Annotated in this window: 19 protein-coding genes; 5 read left to right on the forward strand and 14 right to left on the reverse strand. The window is 52.6% G+C overall.

Annotated elements, in window-relative coordinates; translation table 11 throughout:
• Positions 1 to 84 precede the first annotated feature (84 nt).
• From EVJ21_RS07870 to EVJ21_RS07880, 3 genes are all read right to left on the reverse strand, one after another.
• A complete protein-coding gene (locus EVJ21_RS07870; protein ID WP_131490284.1) occupies positions 85 to 1,662 on the reverse strand; it encodes a murein hydrolase activator EnvC family protein in 1,578 nt (525 codons plus the stop codon).
• Positions 1,663 to 2,124: 462 nt separating this feature from the next.
• The gene (locus EVJ21_RS07875) at positions 2,125 to 2,490 is read right to left on the reverse strand and encodes a DUF423 domain-containing protein (RefSeq protein ID WP_016510107.1); all 366 of its coding nucleotides are present in this window, start codon (positions 2,488 to 2,490) and stop codon (positions 2,125 to 2,127) included.
• 12 nt (positions 2,491 to 2,502) lie between these two features.
• On the reverse strand, positions 2,503 to 3,108 hold the full coding sequence (locus tag EVJ21_RS07880; RefSeq protein ID WP_131490285.1) for a trimeric intracellular cation channel family protein: 606 nt from the start codon (positions 3,106 to 3,108) through the stop codon (positions 2,503 to 2,505).
• 94 nt (positions 3,109 to 3,202) lie between these two features.
• On the opposite strand from EVJ21_RS07880, the gene EVJ21_RS07885 reads away from it, so the two are divergent.
• Entirely contained in the window at positions 3,203 to 4,840 is a 1,638-nt protein-coding gene (locus tag EVJ21_RS07885; RefSeq protein ID WP_016510103.1) for an ABC1 kinase family protein, read from the forward strand.
• Here the strand turns inward: EVJ21_RS07885 and EVJ21_RS07890 are convergent.
• Positions 4,779 to 6,371, reverse strand: coding sequence for a GNAT family N-acetyltransferase (locus tag EVJ21_RS07890; protein WP_131490286.1), 1,593 nt, complete (start codon positions 6,369 to 6,371; stop codon positions 4,779 to 4,781). The genes EVJ21_RS07885 and EVJ21_RS07890 overlap by 62 nt on opposite strands.
• A complete protein-coding gene (locus tag EVJ21_RS07895; RefSeq protein ID WP_131490287.1) occupies positions 6,364 to 6,879 on the reverse strand; it encodes a glycerol-3-phosphate acyltransferase in 516 nt (171 codons plus the stop codon). Before EVJ21_RS07895 ends, EVJ21_RS07890 begins: the two co-directional genes overlap by 8 nt.
• An 86-nt stretch (positions 6,880 to 6,965) precedes the next feature.
• Between EVJ21_RS07895 and EVJ21_RS07900 the strand changes: the two genes are divergently transcribed.
• Entirely contained in the window at positions 6,966 to 8,378 is a 1,413-nt protein-coding gene (locus tag EVJ21_RS07900; RefSeq protein ID WP_131464738.1) for an NAD-dependent succinate-semialdehyde dehydrogenase, read from the forward strand.
• A gap of 37 nt (positions 8,379 to 8,415) precedes the next feature.
• Here the strand turns inward: EVJ21_RS07900 and EVJ21_RS07905 are convergent, their stop codons facing one another.
• From EVJ21_RS07905 to EVJ21_RS07930, 6 genes are all read right to left on the reverse strand, one after another.
• Entirely contained in the window at positions 8,416 to 9,048 is a 633-nt protein-coding gene (locus tag EVJ21_RS07905) for an HAD family hydrolase (protein WP_131464741.1), read from the reverse strand.
• Between the two features lie 118 nt (positions 9,049 to 9,166).
• Entirely contained in the window at positions 9,167 to 9,532 is a 366-nt protein-coding gene (locus EVJ21_RS07910; RefSeq protein ID WP_070329175.1) for a rhodanese-like domain-containing protein, read from the reverse strand.
• 107 nt (positions 9,533 to 9,639) lie between these two features.
• Positions 9,640 to 9,912, reverse strand: coding sequence for a DUF5327 family protein (locus EVJ21_RS07915; RefSeq protein ID WP_131439374.1), 273 nt, complete (start codon positions 9,910 to 9,912; stop codon positions 9,640 to 9,642).
• 70 nt (positions 9,913 to 9,982) lie between these two features.
• Positions 9,983 to 11,275, reverse strand: a complete 1,293-nt coding sequence (locus tag EVJ21_RS07920; RefSeq protein ID WP_131490288.1) for a DUF2252 domain-containing protein — start codon at positions 11,273 to 11,275, stop codon at positions 9,983 to 9,985.
• A 13-nt stretch (positions 11,276 to 11,288) separates the two neighbouring features.
• Positions 11,289 to 12,239, reverse strand: coding sequence for a peptide-methionine (S)-S-oxide reductase MsrA (gene msrA / locus EVJ21_RS07925; RefSeq protein WP_131464745.1), 951 nt, complete (start codon positions 12,237 to 12,239; stop codon positions 11,289 to 11,291).
• 82 nt (positions 12,240 to 12,321) lie between these two features.
• Positions 12,322 to 12,501 carry a hypothetical protein gene (locus tag EVJ21_RS07930; protein WP_016510109.1) on the reverse strand — a complete coding sequence of 60 codons (180 nt, stop codon included), beginning with the start codon at positions 12,499 to 12,501 and terminating at the stop codon, positions 12,322 to 12,324.
• 88 nt (positions 12,502 to 12,589) lie between these two features.
• On the opposite strand from EVJ21_RS07930, the gene EVJ21_RS07935 reads away from it, so the two are divergent.
• From EVJ21_RS07935 to EVJ21_RS07945, 3 genes are all read left to right on the forward strand, one after another.
• Positions 12,590 to 12,925: a hypothetical protein gene (locus tag EVJ21_RS07935; RefSeq protein ID WP_131464747.1), complete on the forward strand. Its 336-nt coding sequence runs from the start codon at positions 12,590 to 12,592 to the stop codon at positions 12,923 to 12,925.
• 77 nt (positions 12,926 to 13,002) lie between these two features.
• Positions 13,003 to 14,070: a diguanylate cyclase gene (locus EVJ21_RS07940; protein WP_131464749.1), complete on the forward strand. Its 1,068-nt coding sequence runs from the start codon at positions 13,003 to 13,005 to the stop codon at positions 14,068 to 14,070.
• Positions 14,071 to 14,218: 148 nt separating this feature from the next.
• Positions 14,219 to 14,743 (forward strand): hypothetical protein, encoded by a 525-nt coding sequence (locus EVJ21_RS07945; RefSeq protein ID WP_070329148.1) that lies wholly within the window; start codon positions 14,219 to 14,221, stop codon positions 14,741 to 14,743.
• Positions 14,744 to 15,004: 261 nt separating this feature from the next.
• Here EVJ21_RS07945 and cydC read toward each other — a convergent pair whose 3' ends face one another.
• From cydC to EVJ21_RS07960, 3 genes are all read right to left on the reverse strand, one after another.
• A complete protein-coding gene (gene cydC, locus EVJ21_RS07950; RefSeq protein WP_131490289.1) occupies positions 15,005 to 16,720 on the reverse strand; it encodes a thiol reductant ABC exporter subunit CydC in 1,716 nt (571 codons plus the stop codon).
• Positions 16,717 to 18,441, reverse strand: coding sequence for a thiol reductant ABC exporter subunit CydD (gene cydD / locus EVJ21_RS07955; protein WP_131458991.1), 1,725 nt, complete (start codon positions 18,439 to 18,441; stop codon positions 16,717 to 16,719). The genes cydC and cydD overlap by 4 nt, the downstream gene beginning before the upstream one ends.
• 128 nt (positions 18,442 to 18,569) lie before the next feature.
• Positions 18,570 to 19,259, reverse strand: coding sequence for a Crp/Fnr family transcriptional regulator (locus EVJ21_RS07960; RefSeq protein ID WP_131464751.1), 690 nt, complete (start codon positions 19,257 to 19,259; stop codon positions 18,570 to 18,572).
• Positions 19,260 to 19,336 lie beyond the last annotated feature (77 nt).

Raw genomic sequence — 19,336 nt, forward strand, 5'->3', positions numbered from 1 at the left:
TAGTGCCTATCCGCAATGGATGGGCACTATTTTTTCGCAAAAACGAGCACCCGTCGCGATTGACGAGTGCTCGTTTGTTTAGGATTAGAAGAACTGACGTGGGTTGACGGTGCTACCGGCGCTCGAAGACGAGTATGAGTAGCTGCCTTGGTGGATTTCAAAGTGAAGGTGCGGGCCTGAAGAGTTTCCAGTGTTCCCGAGCGTTCCAATGTTTGATCCTTGCGTCACACGCTGACCAGCGCTAACTGATACCGAGTTCATGTGCGCATAGACAGTCGTCCAAACTTGACCGCCAATGACGTGGGCGATCATGACGTGGTTCCCATAAGCGCCACCCCATCCAGCCCGAATGACCGTTCCTGTTGCCGAAGCCCGGATCGGTGTACCGACTGGTCCGGCGATATCGACACCGTTATGGAACGAATAGCCGAACTGTCCGCTTGCCGGTCCGAAACCTTGCGAGAAACGACCAGTCGTCGGTTGAATGAATTTCGCGCTCGATGGTGCCGGTGCCGAAGCTGTCGGCGTAGTCGGTACCGGTTTAGGAGCCGGTGCCGGTTTTGGTGTCGGCTTTGGTGCTGGCTTAGGCTTAGGTGCCGGTGGTGCAGCCGGTTTAGAAGCTGTCACATTATTTTGTGTCGTTTGGTTTGAAGACGACGATGACTGGGAATTAGTATTACTGTTCTGCTTTTTCTGAGCAGCAGCTTGTGCAGCAGCAGCTTTAGCCGCTTCTTCTTGACGTGCAGCTTCAGCTCTCGCTTCTTCGGCTTGTTGCGCGGCCGCTGCTTTGGCAGCCTCAGCTTGGCGTGCCTCTTCAGCTTTACGAGCCGCTTCTTGACGTGCTGCCTCTTCCGCACGACGACGCGCTTCTTCTTCTTCACGGCGCTGTGCTTCGATTTCAGCTGCAATCGCTTCTTCTTGAGCGATCAACGTCGCTTCGATTTCTTGTAGGTCGAAGATTTGCGTTTCAAATTCGATATTTTTCTCTTCGAGTTCTTTGATGCGAGCTTCACGCTGTTTCATCTTCTTCTCGAGTTCGGCTTGACGCACTTCGAGTGCTTTCTGTTGCTCTAGAAGTGAGGCCCGCTCTGCTTTGAGTGCGGCTTGTGCTTCTTGAAGAGACAGACGTGTCGCTTCGTAGTCGTTGAACAACTCTTGGTCGCTACGTTGGATCGTACCAGCCGTAATCATGCGTGTGATCAAGTCAGAGAAGTTTTTTGATCCAAAGATAAATTCTGCCCAGTTGATTGAACCGCCACCGTTCGTTTGCATCGTGGCCATCCGCTCTTTCATCATTTTTTCTTGAGCGATCATCTTTTTCTCGTAACCTTTAATGTCCGCTTCGAGATCTTCAATCTTCATCTCGGTACGCTTGATTTCTTGGCGTTTCGCCGCTACGTCGTAGATGATGTCTTGAAGCTGAGCGTCCATCTTATTGACTTCTTCTTGTACCTTCGAGATTTCTTTAGTGTTCTGTTCGATTTTCGAAGACGTATTCGATTGATTCTGTTTGACGCTATTGCGTTGTTCTTTAACTTTTTTCTGTTGCTCTTGTTTTTCTTTGATTGTCGTCGAGGCATCGGCTACCGAGTGCGTGCCGAGAAGCAAGGCGCTTAGCGTAAGTGTCGAGACAGTACGTTTCCAATTGATCAATGCAGACATCCTTTCTAATTTGACGGTCTAGTTTTACATACTCTATTTAAGTCGGTCGTTTTGCTATGTAACAAAAACGATTAATTTTTCAGTTTCAACACGGCTAATTATATCGAAGTCTCGAATGTTTTCCTGTTAAAGTTATATTTCACTTTGATTACGACAAAGAAGAGGGAAAGCCGTTGGCATTCCCTCTTCTTTGTATTTCAACGTTTTTTCGATTTTTTATGGCTTGAAACGTTTCTGTCATAGTAGCTGAAAATAGCAAATCATTTACCTTATTTCAAAAAAGCATATTCCAGCATTTTTTCTAAACTCATCCATTTCCAAAAAACGTAAAAAAGGTCAGTCTGACTTCTCGCTCAAGGCGAAGATGACAGGACTGACCGAATGTTCGTTGCGGGTGTGAAATCGAGGGGGCTCACACGTCTAATCATACAGACGAAGTGTTAACGCTCGATGGACATTTCGTTAAAGTTTGAACGCACCGATGATGACGAACACCCACGCCGCGATGAAAAGAACACCACCGATTGGTGTGACCGCACCAAGTTTCGTGATACCTGTAAGTGCCATGACATACAAGCTGCCCGAGAAGAACAGGATGCCGGCAAACATGAGCCAACCGGCTGTGTTGAATTGACTGATGCTCACTTTCGTCAAAATACTAGCGAGCGCAATGATGCCGATCGCATGGATCATGTGGTACAAGACCCCCGTCTGCCAGTTCGCGAGCATGTTCGGTGCCAGACGCTCTTTCAATGCGTGGGCCCCGAACGCGCCGAGCGCGACACCGAGTGCCATCAAGGCAGCACCGGTAATGAGTAATAATTTCATATGGTTTCCCCCTTATCTCACTTTTCGTGCTGGTAAATTCCACTTCCGATAGTAGGATATCACTCGAAGCGCCGCGACGACAATCAATAACGCATACACCGGAAGTCCGCCTTCGAGCCGGAAGTAGTACGTGACGACCGCGATGATGATTGCCCAAATCGCGTACACTTCCGCCTGCAAGACGAGCGGCTTGCGCCCCGCGAGCAAGTCGCGGACGACACCACCGCCGACTCCGGTCAGGACGGCTGCCGCAATCGCTGCTGACAACGGCAAATCCAATTTGATGGCCACTTGCGCCCCTTGGAAAGAGAATGCGACCAAGCCGATCGCATCGACGATGACGCCCCATCTTTCCCAATGCGGCAAGACGACGCTCGGGAGCAGGAAGATGAGGAGCGCGACGAGAAAACAGAGAATAAATAAATCGTTTTGTTGCCAAATCAAACTGACGGGGTTGCCGAGCAAGACGTTGCGGATTGCCCCGCCGCCGAAAGCAGTCGTGAAGGCGAGCAACCAAACTCCAAAAATATCGTATTTTTCGTCCATCGCGATGATGGCTCCACTCGCCGCGAACGCAATCGTTCCGACGACGTTCAATAATTCCCACTCCATAAACATCCCTTGCCCTTTCTCGAAAGCATTATATGGTAAAGTAAAGATACAAAAAATCAGATCAGTCGAGCGACTGCTTGTAAAGGATGTCGATATTTTTATGAAACGAATCGCCTTGTTCCGCATATGGATCATCGTCACAATGTTCGCCCGATTCATCATTAAGATTTATTCATTCTCTCGCAAACAGCAGCAGGGTCTCGCCTCTCCGGAAGAGTACGAGGCGCTCATGTTGCAGCTCGCCCGCGAGTATAAACGTAACGCGCTCCGCCTAGAGGGACTGTTGATCAAGCTCGGTCAATTTTTGTCGATCCGGGCCGACTTGCTGCCGCCGTCCGTCCTTAATGAGTTGTCAGAGCTCGTCGACCGCGTACCGACGTCAGGTTGGGACAAGTCTCGTGCCATCCTCGAAGCCGAATGGGGCGTACCGTACACCCAAGTCGTGAAAGACGTCGGCATCGACGCCGTCGCCTCCGCCTCGATCGGCGAGGTCTACGGGGCCACGCTTCTTGAAAACGGGAAACGGGTCGCGCTCAAAATCCAGCGCCCGGACATCGAAAAAATCATCCGTACCGACTTCAAAGCGATGCGAATCGTCACGACGATGCTCAAACGGACACCGCTCGCCAAATCGACCGACTTAGATAGCTTATATCGCCAAATGATTTTTGTCATCGGGGATGAACTAAATTTCCAAACCGAATTAAAAAACGCGCTGTATTTCAAAGCGAAATATGCTGAAAATCCAGATGTTTATATCCCGGGCTACTACGACCATTTATGTACGAATCGGGTATTGACGATGGATTGGGTCGACGCCCGTCGCATCACCGATATTGCGTTCTTAAAAGAAAACAATATCGACCGCTCCGCTCTCGCCGAACGACTATTTACGATGGCCGCGGAACAACTATTATTCGGCGGACAGTTCCACGCCGACCCTCACCCTGGGAACGTCCAGATCCGGGCCGACGGAACGATCATCCTGCTCGACTTCGGCATGGTCGGCTCGTCGACCGCGCAAGATATGGCGACGATACGGAAGATCTTGCAGGCGTTCATCTCGCTCGATTACGACGGTGTCGTCGATGCCCTCGAAGACTTGCGCTTCTTGTTGCCGACAGCGAATAAACATAACATCCGCCAAGCGATCGAAAAAGCGGTCACATTCTATTTAGAGACCGACATTAATACGGTCGATACGAAATTGATCGAAAAAGTACTCCAAGATATCCAACTGCTCGTGAAGAACGAGCCGATTCAACTGCCGGCCGAGTTCGCCTTCTTCGGTCGTGCCGCCTCGACGTTGCTCGGGATTTTACAGATTCTCGACCCGAAAATCGATTTGTTCACGCTCGGTAAACCAATCGTGATTCAATGGCTCGAATCAGACGGGACGACAATCCAAAACCGCTACGTCATGACGGCGCTCAACTACGGCAAGAAACTGTTGAACGTACCGCCGTTGCTCGAGAACTATTTGAAAGAGCCGACCCGGAAACGGTTGTCTGAGCAGGCGATGTTCCAACGCGAGCTCGAATCGAAAGAATTGCTCCATCGCCAGACGTTCAACTCGGGTGTCATTGTTCTCGGATTGCTCGTCGGTCTGTTCGGCTACATCCGACCTGACGAATGGCTATTTTGGTCGGGTGGTGTCGTCGCCGTCGTCGCCTACTTTAATTCAAGACGCCTCGGTCGAAAGATTCGCCATTTGGCCCGTCAAGATTTTCGTGTCTGATCCCGTCACTCATTTGAGTGACGGTTTTTTTCTGGAGCCACCTCCCGATATACGCAGCGACTTGTTGCATGTCCCGTTCGGTCGTCCATCCCATCGTCGAGACCTGGACACAGTTCAACTGTTGTAAATACATACTTTCGTACTGAATGTGATAACCGTAATATGCTAATTGTCGTCCCAATTCGATCGAGGACCGATCTTCCGGTAACATAATCGATAAAATACCAGGCGATTGATCGTCCCCAGTTTCGATTGCTACGCCCCGACCTAGCAGTTCCTTCAGGCAAACATCCATCTTGGATTGATGGGTACTCACCTCTTTTTCAGTCAATTCGTCCAACGCAATATCCATAGCTTGAATGAGTGGGACGGATTGTGTGAAGGCGATTGGATTATAGCTCGCCAAATCGAGATAACGTGGAATCGACGAGTTCGGGATGGGGCGATCCCGCATCGCGACAAAGGCTAGCCCAGGCGCATTACGAAGTGCTTTTCCTGATACAAACGTCACCATGTTTGCGAAAGCATAGTCCGTCTCAAACGTCCCGACCGTGCTAATCGCATCAATTGCGAGTATGGTTTTGCGCCGGTGTACGTACTGACGCAATCCTTCCACATCAACTAACTTTCCAGTAGACGTCTCGCAATGGACCGTCCAAATCCAGTCCGGTTTGTATCGCTCGATCTGTTGCACCGGGAGACGTTTACCGGTTTCGAGTGTCAGGACATCAAACTCGAGACGCGCTCGTCTGGCATGATCGATAAGTCGTCGCCCGAACTCACCCGTATCAAAAATCAAGCCACGGCCGGTCAATTGCGCCGCGACTGCATCGTTTGCGACTGTCCCACTCCCTGACAATGTGTATATGTGCGGTAGATTGATGCGTGTACTCAGTTTTGTCTCGACCGAACGAAGTACACGAATTGCTTCGGCCGAACGATGTGATAACGGTTGGGTGGCAAGAGCTGCGCGCACCGCGTTCGATAGTTCGACAGGTCCAGCGAGGAGCAACTTCGGACGCAGCGTTCGAGCGGTCTCAGACCCCATGAATGCCGCGCGCGTCAGCTTCATTGGAATGTATAGTGCCTCCTCAGGCCCGACCGGATCTGCGAAAGGGATAAATCCGAACCGTCGATACAATTTCTGTTCGCGGATCGTTCCACTAATCACAATCCCTTCCACATTACGTTCAATCGCCTCAGCGAGCATAGCCCGCATGAGTCCGGCAAACGTCCGAGTGTTACGGTAGGCTGGAATTATGGCCAATAGCCGGACCTCGATCCACTCGCCCGGTGGTAGAGTAACTCCTTTCTGTTCTAGCGAAAACGGGTGCTCGTCACGAATAGAACACATCGCAACGAGTTTCCCGTCCGCTTCTCCAATCCAGTATGTATTCGTATTATGGAAACGATCGACGAGACGACGCTCCAAGTTAACTTGATGTTGCGGGATTTCTTCCACGAACGTCTCATAATTCAAACGGTGAATCGCTTCCTCATCATTCGGCATCGCTTTTCGAAATTCAACCATGTGATGTCCCCCTTATGTGATGATACAAGATGACTGCAAGAGCCATGACCGCCAATACGAAATCCGTCGTATCTCCCCAAGCGGCAAGAGGTAGCAGAAACAACATGACGAGCCCTGTTTCGCGCGAGTTGCGCGTTATTTTAATGAGAAGTAATAAAAGCAAAAGCCCTCCCACGAACCAAATCGGGTTATACGCTAAAATAATTCCAGAAAACACAGCGTATCCTTTCCCACCAGTTCGGATATGCCAAATCGGATAAATGTGTCCGAGCGTCAGCGCTAGCGCCGTCTCAAAAAAAAAGGAACCACTCAATGATAGAACGAGTACTGTCTTCAAGACATCAAAGCCATAGACGAGAAGAAACGCCCAAATACCGCCACTCCGTAACGCGTTCCGGGCTCCCACATTCCCCGATCCGCTCGAAGCCAAATCTTGACCACTCACCATCCCGTATAATCGCCCGCCGAGCATGCTACCAACGAGATAGCCTACGACGACAATCCACATGTTTACCTCTCCCTTTTGTAAAATTGTGTATGTTTTTTGAAATCGGGTACTTTTACAATGTGACTTAAATGAAAGGGGAAATCAAGATGCGAGCTGAGAACAACTTCATTAACGGTGACTGGATCGAGACGAATGAGACGATCGAGGTCCGAAATCCGGCGACCGGTAACGTAATAGCAACCGTGACAAAGAGTGACGAGACCGAGGCTGGCCTCGCTGTCGACGCGGCCCAGGCCGCTTTAAAAGACTGGCAGCAGCGGACAGCCGAAGACCGGGGCGCCCTACTGCTCGAATGGCATCGCTTGATCGATGAAGAGACGGAAGCGCTCGCGCGAACGATGGTCGAAGAACAAGGCAAACCGCTGAAAGAAGCGATCGGCGAAATCCGTTACGCCAACGGATTCATCGAGTGGTATGCCGCGGAAGGACGACGCGTCTATGGTGAGACGATCCCTGCTTCTTCAAACGAGAAACGTATTTTCGCGATCAAACAACCGGTCGGCGTCATCGCTGCCATCACGCCATGGAACTTCCCGGCAGCGATGATCACCCGCAAATTGGCACCGGCTCTAGCAGCCGGTTGCACCGTCGTCTTGAAACCGGCCTCGGCGACACCGCTCACAGCGATTGAACTCGTCAAATTGGCCGAGAAGGCCGGTTTCCCGAAAGGTGTCATCAATCTCGTGACCGGCAGTGCCGCTCGTATCGTCAACGTTTGGCAGCACGATTCACGTGTGCGCAAGCTGACGTTCACCGGGTCGACCGAAGTCGGCAAGACGCTCATGCGCGGTGCCGCCGACACGATGAAGAAGATCTCGCTCGAGCTCGGTGGCCATGCCCCGCTCATCGTCACGGCGAAAGCGGACCTCGACAAGGCCGTCCCGCAAGCGATCGCGACCAAGTTCCGTAACGGTGGACAGACATGCGTCTGCGCCAATCGGATTTACGTCGAGAGTTCGATCGTCGACGAATTCTCGGAGCGGTTCATCGAGGCCGTGCAAGCGCTCAAGGTCGGGAACGGGCTCGACGACGGCATCGACATCGGTCCGCTCATCGACGAGGCTGCGGTCGAGAAAGTGATGAAGCACCTCGAGGACGCCCAAATCCGTGGGGGTGAGATCACGGGCGGCGAACAGCTTGACGGCTTGTTCGTCCGCCCGGCCGTCGTCCGCTATGCGAACGAAGATATGCTCTGCATGAACGAGGAGACGTTCGGGCCCGTCGCCCCGATCGCTTCGTTCAACACGCTCGACGAAGTCATCGAGCGGGCGAACGCCACGCCGTTCGGCCTCGCGTCTTATATCTTCACACAAGATATTAACGAGGCCCTTTACTTGGCTGAATCGCTCGAATACGGGATTGTCGGCGTCAACGATGGCCTGCCTTCGACCCCGCAAGCGCCGTTCGGCGGATGGAAACAGAGCGGTCTCGGCCGTGAAGGCGGTCATCACGGCATCGAAGAGTTTTTAGAAGTGAAATATATTTCGCTTGGACTATAAAAAAAACGCCTGTTGAATTTTTTCAACAGGCGTTTTTTCAGTTGTCGAGCCACGTCACCAAATCGTTTGGCGTCGCGATCACATAATCGGCGAGCGCCCACTCGTCCTCGTTCCCGAAGCCGAATCCGGTCAAGACGACCGGGAAATCATGGGCCCGGCCCGCTTCGACGTCCGACTTGCGGTCACCGACCATGACATAATGTGCATCTCCGTGGCGCAGGCGGTGCGCCGTCAAAATATCGGCCTTCTTCTCGCCACCAACCGATTCGAGACATTCAGGTGCCGTCATGAACTGACGGATGCCTTGCGTATCGAGAATCAAATTCATATAGTGAACGCCACAGTTGCTTGCCGTCGTCAACGTATGCCCGTTCGCGCGAAGCGTCTCAAGCATGTCGTAGATGCCGTCAAACAAGACGTTTTGCCCCGCCATCGCCTGCTCGAGCGTCTCGTGACGAAGTTTGCGGATGAGACGGATCTCTTCACGCGTCGCCTCCGGGATGACGTGCTCCCAAAAGGCGTCCCCAGCCAAACCGTAGCCAGACCGGACCGCGTCCTCGCTCGGCTTTTCAAGATGCGGAAGCTGTTCGAGCGCCTCGTGAATCGCTTTCGTCATCGGAACGGTCGTGTCAACGAGCGTCCCATCGATATCGAATAAAATGACTGCCATGTCGGTACCCCCTCTCTCTTTCCTATTCTCCTACCGTAGCAGACTCGCTTCCAAATCAAAAGTAGAAACATCAGCCCACAAAAAAACGGCTGAACGAAATCGTTCAACCGGTTGTTGCTCAGCCGCGCCAGAAGCTCATGCCGCCTTTGACCGAGTAGACGTCTGTATAGCCCGCACTCTTCAGCATCGCCGCTGCCCGTTGGCTCCGCATCCCGCTTTGACAGATGACGTAAACGGGACGTTCTTTATCTTTTGGGTATTGTGCTGCCGCGTTACCGAACCCTGAGAGCGGTACGTTTTTCGCTTGTTTAATGTGCCCGCCTTTATATTCGTGCGGCTCCCGCACATCGAGCAGTTGAATGTTGCGCTCTTCCGCAATCTTTCGCTTCAACTCGTCCGTCGATACTGTTTTCGTGCTGTTTCGCTTCGTCCACCAAAAATAAATCAATCCGATCACCACTGCGACAAACAAAAAATCAAGCATGGGCACGCCTCCGTTGTTTAAAAGTTTTAGTATCCCCATTATACCCCCTATGGTATATAAGTCAATGTGGACGCCTCATAAAAAAAGCCATGCCACGAGGGCACAGCTTAGAAATCGAGCAGCGAATCGGTTTTAGGTTCGTCTTCATCCTCTAGAGGGATGCCGAGGAATGCGGCCATTTGCCGGTCTAACGGTTGCTTCGGCTCCGCCGAGACGACAGGTGCCTGTGCGACCGGTGCGGCGGGTGTCGTCTCCGCCAACATGAGCTCACAGTAACCCATCAACTTGGCCAGATGGCGCTTTTGCGTCTCTCCACTCGACTGTTCGATTTGACTCATCACGTGTTTCATTTGCGCGATGACTTGTTGCTCAGTGATCATAGGTCGAACACATCCTTTTCCCTCTCATTTTGAAGCAAACCTGTCCCTCGCCGCAAGTGTCTTGCTCGGCTCAGTCGGATTCAGACCGTGTCTCGACCCATGATGTGAACGCCTCGAAATCGAAACGGACTTGATTGGCATAAAAACGAGCCCAGCGTGAGATTTGACGCACGAACAACGGCAGCGCGTCCCCGATGGCTTCCGCAATCTGTTCGCTCGCCTCATACTCGAGAACGTTCGCGTCCGCATCGGCCCGGGCATGGATTTTCGCCGTGATCTCGGCTTGGACTTTTAACGTTTCGATCAGCGACGATTCGTTCTTGATGTGCTTCGCTTTCACTTTCCGTTTGTAGGGCGAACGTTGCCGCACATAATACTCGTTGCCGTCGATCGTGAAGTAACCGAGATACGGGTCTTGGCTATGCACCATGGCACGTTGGGCAGCGATGACCCGCGCACCTTCATGGGACAGGCCGTCCTCGAACAACGGATGGGTCGGCAAAAACAAGGACGGGACGGCCGATTGCGCTTGCTTCATCTCTAAGATGACGTCCTCGTCATGTTCCTCGTCGGCCCCTTCGATCAAGATATAGTAACGTTCGAGCCCGATCGAGGCCGTCCCGCTCTCGCGTTTAATGGCGATGTCTTTGATGTCGTAATGATCGGCGTGATGGCGATGCTCTCCCGACAACGAGTTCAAATACTCAGGCCAAGCCTGTTTGATTTTCGTCGCCGTCTTCTCGCTGACCGGTATTAAGTCATCGCTCGTCGCGAAGTAACGTTCTTCGTCCCGGACTTCGGTCCGTTCCGACATGAACGCGTCTTGCTTCTTCTCTGCCTTCTTGATCACTTTTTTGATGGCTTTAGACGTATTCGCTTTCGTGAACTGCACGTCTTCGTCTTTCCCTTTCGCGTACCGTCTGATGGCGAGCGCATACGTCTCGGCGTATACTTCAATCGCTTCGTTGGAATCGAAGCCCGATTCGGCGGCGAACAAGTCGACAGAAATGGCCATTCTGAGCACATCGAACAAATACGAACCGAGGTACGCCTCATCAAAGTCGTTCACATCATAAAGGATCGTCCCAACCCCGTCTCCGAACACCCCAAAGTTTTCAAAGTGAAGATCCCCTTGAATGAACGTCGGATAGGCCTCGCTCGTGTCGAAAGCAAGCGGTACTTTCGCAAAATCGTAATAGAACAAATGCGAGCTTCCGCGAAAGAACGAGAACGGGCTCGTACTCATCTTGTCGTACTTTTCACGCCGCGCCGTTTCGGTCAGGTTCCGGATCGAATGATCGTAATAATCTAGAACCGTCGCGATCGTATCACGGCGAATTTGTTGTTTGACGGATGTGAACATGGCTGTCTCCCCTTCATGCGTCGAATAGATGTTTGTATTCCCCGTATCCCGCAGACTCGAGCTCTTCTTTCGGGATGAATCGGAGCGAAGCCGAATTGATACAGTAGCGTAAGCCGCCGAGTTCTTTCGGACCATCGTCAAATAGATGACCGAGGTGACTGTCGGCATGCTTCGAACGCACTTCCGTCCGGACCATGTGGTGCGTCGTGTCCATGTTCACATCGAGCCGCTTCTCTTCGATCGGTCGCGCGAAGCTTGGCCAGCCACAGTTCGACTGGAATTTGTCACGGGACGTGAAGAGCGGCGTACCATCGATCACATCGACGTACAGCCCTTCCCGTTCCTCATCCCAATACTCGTTTTGAAACGGCGGTTCGGTCCCGTTCTCTTGCGTGACTTTGAACTGCATCGGTGTCAGACGGTCTTTCAGTTCCTGTTTTTGTTTCTTATCGCTCCACGCCTCTTTCACAAACTTGGCGCGACCCGAGCCGACCCGGTACATCTCGTAGCGGAACGGATTTTTCTTATAGTAGTCTTGATGATAGTCCTCGGCTTCCCAAAACGTCTTGGCCGGACGGATCTCGACTTCGATCGGACGTTCGAACCGTCCCGAATTCTCGACTTCTTGCTTCGAGCGTTCGGCCGCGTCCCGTTGTTCTTCCGAATGATAGAAGATGGCCGGTCGATACGATTCGCCGCGGTCGTTGAACTGTCCGCCCCCGTCTGTCGGATCGATTTGTCGCCAGTAAATCCGAAGCAGCTCATCGTATGAGATGACCTCCGGGTCGAACGTCACCTCGATCGCCTCTAGATGACCCGTCGTCTCCGAACAGACTTGTTGGTATGTCGGATTGTCGACGTGTCCGCCTGTGTAACCGGACACGACTCGTTCGACACCTTCGTATTTATGAAACGGTTTGACCATGCACCAAAAACAGCCTCCCGCAAATGTAGCTTTTGCCATAATGAATCCCTCCTTACTATGTAGTGTACCCAAAAAAGCACGCCGACAACAAAAAACGAGAACCCCAAACGTGTTCTCGTCTTCAGTCTTCGACCCGGTTCATATGGCGCATCACTAAAAATAAAATCACACCGACGATCGCTGCCCCGAGTATGGTCAACACCAGGTTGTTTCTTGCCGATAATGTGTAAAAGATGGCTAAACCGATTAAGATGAGCGCGATCGGAATGAACGCTCGTTTAAAATGATCCCAATAACGCACGGACAGTCCCCCTTTTCATCTATCATACCAAACTTTTTTGCTATTATAGAGAGGAAGATACAATCACGGCCAGAAGGAGGACCCATCCATGGATTTTGACCAGTTGTGGGCGAACCGCCCGACTTTGTTGTGGGAAGACCGGCTGAACGAAGGCGACGACGTCTATACGCTGTCGGCGATCCTCGCTGTCGACGCCGCGCTCCGGCGTTATACGAGCGCGTTGGTACATTCCGACGGCACAGAATCCTCGATCCTATCGGCAGTCCGCGATGTCGTCCTGCGTTTGAACGGCCTCGACGAAGAGCACGACCATTTTATCGAGACGCTCGAGCGTGAAGAGCTGTACGACTTCATCCGAGCCGGTGCAGCCATCGCCGGGTATGAAACCGATGAAGACGTCACGGAGGAATGGCGTGAATGGTAACAGTTTGACGATTCATCGCGATTCACAGTTGTCATACTTGAATTAATGATTTCTATCTCGCACAAGGGGACACGTGTATGCTCACCATCATCAACTCTTTTTTCATCAACCTTTGTATTCTGTTCACCCTGTTCACCATCTCATTCTTGCCGTTTCGTAACCGGCCTCGAATTACGCCGCAGTCACCTTTAAAGTTGCGTATCCTGCTCGGTATCCAGAGCGGTCTCATCGCCTTGATTTTGCTCGCGAACGCGCTTCATCTCGAAAAAATATTGATCGACCTTCGTTCCATCCCGATTATGCTCGCCGTCTTGTTCGGCGGATGGATGAGCGGTGTCGTCGCCGGTATGTTGTTTCTCATCGGTCGTTTTTTCATGATAACGGATGGCGAATACGTCGGATTTTACTTAGCTATCGCGACGATGGTCGCACTCGTCCTGCCGACAAGTCTGTTGCGGCTCAAGCTCGACAACACCCGTAACACGCTCCTTGTCTTCACGACGATCAGCGTCGCCGCGTTCGGTTCGGCGCTCTACTATGCCCTCCCGCTCGAGCTGTTCTATCCCATTTTATTCGTCTATATCGTTATGATCTACGCCGGGGCTTGTGCCGCTTATCGCTTGCTCCAAGAGCTGAGACGCCACTTTGAGAACGTTCAGCATCAGCAGCAACTCGCCCGTACCGACGCTTTGACCGGCATCGCCAACCGCCGTCTGTTGAATGAGGCGATGGCCAACTTGACCGTCGAGGCGGAAGCGTACGCCCTCATCCTCGTCGATATCGATCACTTCAAACGCGTCAACGACACGTACGGTCATGATGTCGGGGACGACGTACTACGCGAGCTCGGCATGTTGCTCGTCACCGAAAGTGACGACCGACATCTCGTCGGTCGCTTCGGTGGTGAAGAATTTCTGATCGTCATGCCGAACGCCAAAAAGGACGAAGTGACCCGTCTCGCCGAATCTATACGAGAAAAAGTCTCGACGTTCCCATTCGAGACGAGTGCAGGCACGCTTCACATCACGGTCTCGCTCGGAGCCTGCCATTCGAACGATATCGAAGTCGATAGCGTTTTGAAGCATGCCGACGAAGCGTTATACCACGCAAAAGAATCTGGACGAAACCGTTTCATTTTGGCTTGATGAAGCCGATAACGTTCTCAAAACTTTACTAACTTTGACAGTTTTCCCGCTTTACTTTCAACTAGCGAATCGGTACACTAGGCTAGACTTTGGTTAGAATAAACATAATTAATCATAGATTTGACTAGAAAAAGGGGAAACACATTTCATGACAATATTGTTATCGCTATTCGGATTGATGTTCGTGGGATCGTTCGTCCTCGACTATCAACGTGGCAAGACGTTCCGACAGTCGCTCTTTGGGGGAGTCGACACAATCAAACAGAACCTACTCATCTTTTTACGCACGTCCCTTTCGATGATGATTTTCATCGGGCCGCTCCTGCTTATGTCCATGTTTGCCTTCTCAAAACTTGTGACGTTCGAGACGGTAGCCGCCTTTATGATCGCCGTGCTTAGCATCGGCTTCGCCGAGCGCATCATCGGGATGATCGTCGCCCCGCTCGTCCGGACGTTTTGGCATCAACGCGGCAAGCTGATGCCGCTCTATCTCGATGCTGGACTCTACGTCTTCTTGCTGTCGATTCTCATCTTGGAGTTTCTCATGAACATCCCGGGTGTCGAATTGAACGCACCGGCAGTCGCTGTATTTTACGCGTTCGCCTTGTTCTACATCCGTTATTTGTTCAGCTTGATCCGCTTTACACTCAGTAAAGGCGTCCCGTCAAACTGACTCGACTCGTATGACCTCGACCGCAGACATCCCGTCTGCGGTTTATTTTTATTTTTCTAATTGACAATGAGAATCGTTATCACTTATACTCGAGTTGTAGCTGCCACAGCTGGACGTAACCGTTCCCCAAACTTGTTACGGCCCGTGGATTCCCCTCCACGACACTCTTTTTGAAAGCATTGCGACAACCCCCATTTGTTGCACCCAGATTTGCCATATAAAAACGAGCGGCTCTCCGACGGAGCCGCTCGTTTTTTTCGTTCAGGCGAACACATCTTGTTCAATTTGTTTCAACTCATAAAACATGCCGCGGGCGCGCATCAAGTCGTCGTATGACCCTGACTCGATGATGCGACCTGCTTCCATGACGATGATTTGGTCGAACCGTTCGAGCCCGGTCAGACGATGGCTGACCATGACGAGTGTCGCCTCGTCCGCCTTCCGGAAGATTTCAGCGAACACATCGGATTCGGTCCGCGCGTCTAACGCCGACGTCGCTTCATCTAAAATCCAGAGCAACCCGTTCTTCAACAACGCCCGGGCGATGGCGAGCCGTTGCCGTTCCCCTCCGGACAAGTTCGCCCCTTTCTCGAGCATTGGCTCATCGAGCGCGAAACCGAGGCGGACGCTTCGCAGCGCCAGCTCCATCTCGTCATCGGAGAAGTCTCCGGCAAGGGCCAAGTTGTCTCGGACGGTACCGAAAAAGAAGTGGTTCTCTTGCATGACGACACTCGCTTGAGACCAGACCGATGTTTGTGTGACCTCATTCAAGCGCTGACCCTCGATTCGTACTTCGCCTGTCTCTGGCCTTACAAACGCGAGCAACAGTTGCAGGAGCGTCGACTTACCAGACCCGCTCGGACCGACGATCACGGTCTTCGATCCGCGAGGTAACGTCACATCAACTGTGTCTAGGACGGCACGGAACGTATCCGGATAGCGGTAACTTACGCGTTCAAACGAAATGTCAGGTGCCGTCTGAAGCGCTATGTCGTCACGGGCCGCTTCTGCCGCCACGAGGTGATCACTTGGTTCGACGACCTCGAGCAAGCGGTTTGCCGCTTGTTTACTATCGGCGTAGTGACCCGGGAAGACCGCCATCGGTGTCACGTTCTCAAACGCGGTCAATGACATCATGACGAGCATGGCCAAGAACAGGCCGTCCAGTTCGCCATCGACGACGAGGTAGGCACCGATCGCGAGCACGCCCCACGACACGAGCAGTGACGCGGCGACGACGAGCGACGAGTTGAAGAACTGGTTCGTCACGTCTTGGCGCTGTGCGGCGGCGTAACGATCGCTTCGAGCGAGCAAGTCGTCACGGGTCTGGCCGAGCTGGTCGTGCAACAATAAATCGCGGTACCCGTACATCATCTCGGTCACCCCGCTCGACAAGTCGCCGCGCAAGGCCCTAATTTCCTGGTCATGCTTCGCTCGGATGCCGGCAAACAAGATCGGAATCAAAAAGCCGGTCACGAACACCCCGAACACGAGCCAAAGGCTGACCGTCATCGAGAAGAACGTGACGAAGAAGATCGTGCTCAAGAAGACGAGCACTAAGATGATTGGCGGATAAAACACCCGCAAAAAGTAGTTTTGAAGGCTTTCGACGTCTCCGACGACACGGGCGAGCAAGTCCCCGCTCCGGTATTTGGCGAAGATGTTCGGCACGAGCGGTTCGAGCTGGCGATAAAACCGGACGCGCAGTTCGCTTAAAATCGTGAACGTCGCCCGGTGTGACGCCAAGCGTTCGCGGTAGCGGCTCCCCGCCCGAATGACGCCGAACAGCTTGATCAGGACGACCGGTACCATGAGCGCATAGAGGGGCGGCACAAGGCCGGCCCGCGACACGAGATATCCACTCGCCGCGAACAAGGCGACAGCCGCGAGGCCTGCCGTATAACCGAAGAAGATCGAGAGGATGATATCCTTTTTCTCTTTCATCATCCATTTTGTGATCGTCCAAAGTGAGTTCATCCTCTCACCCCTTTCTGTAACGTGAACAAGTCGGCGTAGGCCGGGACAGCGAGTAACTGTTCATGTGTGCCGTTCGCGACGAGGTTCCCCTCGTCCATGAACCAAATCGCGTCCGCTTGCTTGATCGTATGGAGACGGTGCGCGACCGTGACAAGCGTCGCGTCACGCGACAACTCCTCGATCGAGCGCCGAACGATTCTCTCGGTCACCAAATCGAGACCGGTCGTCGGTTCATCGAACAAGATGATACCTGGACGCTTCAAGAAGGCACGAGCCAGAGCGAGGCGTTGCCGCTCACCACCGGACAATCCGTAACCGCCTTCTCCGAGCTCGGTATTCAACCCGTCCGGCAAATTGGCGATGACCTCGACGAGGCCGGCGGCTTCAGCCGCCCGCATGATGTCAGTCTCGTCCGCCGTCTCACCGAGGGCGATATTAGCGGCGAGACTCCCGGCGAACAAATACGGGTTTTGCGAAATATACCCGATTGTCCCGTACCAAGACGTATCGGTGAACGATTCGAGCGGCTCCCCGTCGACGAGGACGCGGCCGCTGTCCGGTTTCACAAGACCGGACAGCACGTTCAACACGGTCGTCTTGCCTGATCCGCTCGCGCCGACCAAGGCGACGTGTGACCGTGCCGGGATGACCCCGCTCAGCGGGTGGAGCGTGAAGCGACCCCCTTCATATTGGAACGAGACCGCATCGAGCACGAGTTCGGGCGTCCGGTTTGTTAGCGGTCTGTCTCCCCATTCGATACGATCGTCCGGGGCGTCGAGCGCCTCGAAGATGCGATCGGCCGCACCCATGCTGCCACGCCCCGTATGGAAGGCGCTGCCGAGGTCTTTGATCGCTAAATAGTATTCCGGGGCCAAGACGAGAATCAAGAAGCCGGCGAAAAACGTCAAGTTTTGCCAAACGACCATCTGGAGCGCCACTTCTAAAGCGACGACGCCGGTGCTGAGCATCGAGATGAACTCGAGCATGAGCCCTGACAAGAAAGCGGTCTTTAAGACGACCATCGTCGCGTCCCGGAAGTCGAGACTGCTCTTCTCGATTGCTTGCGCTTCTTGCTCGGCACGTCCGTATAGCTTGAGTGTCGTCAATCCTTGAAGGACGTCTAAAAATTTCCCCGAGAACTGGTTCATTTTCTCCATCTGCTCTTCAGACTTCTTCTGGGTCGCGATACCGATGATGATGAAAAAGATTGGAATGAACGGCGCGGTCACCATCATGATGACACCTGAGATCCAGTGCTGACTGAAGACGACGACGAGAATGAGCAGCGGGATGATCGATGTCTGGATGACTTGGGGCCAGTACTGGCTAAAGTAAGCATCGACCTCATCGACCGCATCCATATAGACACTGACTTTCTTCCCGGACTGTCCGGATAGAGACGTCTCGATTGGATTCGATGTGTAGCGGTCGAGCAGTTGACGTCGAAGCGTCCGCTTCGCCCGTTCCGACAAGTTGGCACCGATACGTCCCGAGACATACCCGAACAAGGCACGTGCGAGCAACGCGAGCACGAGCCAACCTAGAGACGGGATGACACTTTGGAACGATTCGTTTTTTAAAAATACTCGGTCGACGACGTCGACGATCAAATAAGCCTGAGCCAAGATGGACAACCCGATCATCACCGCGGCGATGACGAGCCCGACGATATGTCCTTTCTCGGCCAAAGCGAGAGCTTGCAGTCGTTTCACTGCGTTCATCCTTTCTAAACGTGCATGACAATTTTTCTTTGTGATGATTCTCACTAATTATAACTGATGTAAGTGTCCATAGCGAACGCTTCGCTTATCGAGACGTGCAAAAAAAACGCCACGAATGCAGCGTGGCGTCAGTGTGTCGCTTGTTCGAAATACTCAGGGTGCAACGTCACGAGTTGACGGGCGTCGAACTGGAGAATGTCTTCTTTTCGCAGTCGCGACAAGATGTGGGACACGGTCTCGCGCGATGTCCCCGACAGTCTCGAGATTTCAACTGTCGTGAACGGACAACGTACGCGCACACCGTCGGCTTCTTTTTCTCCGAGGTCTTCAATCAAGTAATGGATCGTATTGATCACCCGGTCGCTCGCGCTCGGCGTGATGATTTCCTGAACACGGCGTTCGTGAAGGTCAAGGATTCGATTCATCTGACCGACGATATGCAAGAGCATCGTCGCATTTCTTGAGACAAGCGCTTCAAAGCGATCCGTCGGCATATAAATGACTTCAATATCGGTCAGCGCTTCCGCCGAATGTTGGTAATACGTTTCCGTCAACAGTCCCCGGTACGGAAACAGCTGCTTCGGCTTCAAGTAGTCGGTGTATTGATGGGTCGCCGTTTCATTGCACCGCTCGAGCTTCACATACCCACTGATTAGAAAGTAAACGCGCTCACGCGGGTCGCCTTCCATGAATAAAAGCTGCCCTTTGCGGTACGTCCGACAGTATACGTGCGGTAGCAAGCTCTCTAGCTCGCGGCTCGTGCATTTATTGAAGATATCGAGTTGTCTTAAATCGTCGACTGTCCATTGCTGTCTCATGATCAATCCCTCGCTTCCCGAACTGTTCATCTTTCTTTTAGTATACGAGACCCATCTTGTGAAAACGCTTTCAAATT

This window comes from Exiguobacterium sp. SH0S2, assembly GCF_004337185.1.
In the GTDB taxonomy this organism is placed as follows: domain Bacteria; phylum Bacillota; class Bacilli; order Exiguobacteriales; family Exiguobacteriaceae; genus Exiguobacterium; species Exiguobacterium aurantiacum_A.

What these genes read in the sequence shown, in the direction of transcription:
- EVJ21_RS07940 (WP_131464749.1), top strand. Translation starts at nt 13,003, where the DNA reads ATGCTCACCATCATCAACTCTTTTTTCATCAACCTTTGTATTCTGTTC.
- EVJ21_RS07960 (WP_131464751.1), bottom strand. Translation starts at nt 19,259, where the DNA reads ATGAGACAGCAATGGACAGTCGACGATTTAAGACAACTCGATATCTTC.
- EVJ21_RS07905 (WP_131464741.1), bottom strand. Translation starts at nt 9,048, where the DNA reads ATGGCAGTCATTTTATTCGATATCGATGGGACGCTCGTTGACACGACC.
- EVJ21_RS07885 (WP_016510103.1), top strand. Translation starts at nt 3,203, where the DNA reads ATGAAACGAATCGCCTTGTTCCGCATATGGATCATCGTCACAATGTTC.
- EVJ21_RS07900 (WP_131464738.1), top strand. Translation starts at nt 6,966, where the DNA reads ATGCGAGCTGAGAACAACTTCATTAACGGTGACTGGATCGAGACGAAT.
- cydD (WP_131458991.1), bottom strand. Translation starts at nt 18,441, where the DNA reads ATGAACGCAGTGAAACGACTGCAAGCTCTCGCTTTGGCCGAGAAAGGA.
- cydC (WP_131490289.1), bottom strand. Translation starts at nt 16,720, where the DNA reads ATGAACTCACTTTGGACGATCACAAAATGGATGATGAAAGAGAAAAAG.
- msrA (WP_131464745.1), bottom strand. Translation starts at nt 12,239, where the DNA reads ATGGCAAAAGCTACATTTGCGGGAGGCTGTTTTTGGTGCATGGTCAAA.
- EVJ21_RS07895 (WP_131490287.1), bottom strand. Translation starts at nt 6,879, where the DNA reads ATGTGGATTGTCGTCGTAGGCTATCTCGTTGGTAGCATGCTCGGCGGG.
- EVJ21_RS07890 (WP_131490286.1), bottom strand. Translation starts at nt 6,371, where the DNA reads ATGGTTGAATTTCGAAAAGCGATGCCGAATGATGAGGAAGCGATTCAC.
- EVJ21_RS07935 (WP_131464747.1), top strand. Translation starts at nt 12,590, where the DNA reads ATGGATTTTGACCAGTTGTGGGCGAACCGCCCGACTTTGTTGTGGGAA.
- EVJ21_RS07910 (WP_070329175.1), bottom strand. Translation starts at nt 9,532, where the DNA reads ATGCTTGATTTTTTGTTTGTCGCAGTGGTGATCGGATTGATTTATTTT.
- EVJ21_RS07915 (WP_131439374.1), bottom strand. Translation starts at nt 9,912, where the DNA reads ATGATCACTGAGCAACAAGTCATCGCGCAAATGAAACACGTGATGAGT.
- EVJ21_RS07870 (WP_131490284.1), bottom strand. Translation starts at nt 1,662, where the DNA reads ATGTCTGCATTGATCAATTGGAAACGTACTGTCTCGACACTTACGCTA.
- EVJ21_RS07920 (WP_131490288.1), bottom strand. Translation starts at nt 11,275, where the DNA reads ATGTTCACATCCGTCAAACAACAAATTCGCCGTGATACGATCGCGACG.
- EVJ21_RS07875 (WP_016510107.1), bottom strand. Translation starts at nt 2,490, where the DNA reads ATGAAATTATTACTCATTACCGGTGCTGCCTTGATGGCACTCGGTGTC.
- EVJ21_RS07945 (WP_070329148.1), top strand. Translation starts at nt 14,219, where the DNA reads ATGACAATATTGTTATCGCTATTCGGATTGATGTTCGTGGGATCGTTC.
- EVJ21_RS07880 (WP_131490285.1), bottom strand. Translation starts at nt 3,108, where the DNA reads ATGTTTATGGAGTGGGAATTATTGAACGTCGTCGGAACGATTGCGTTC.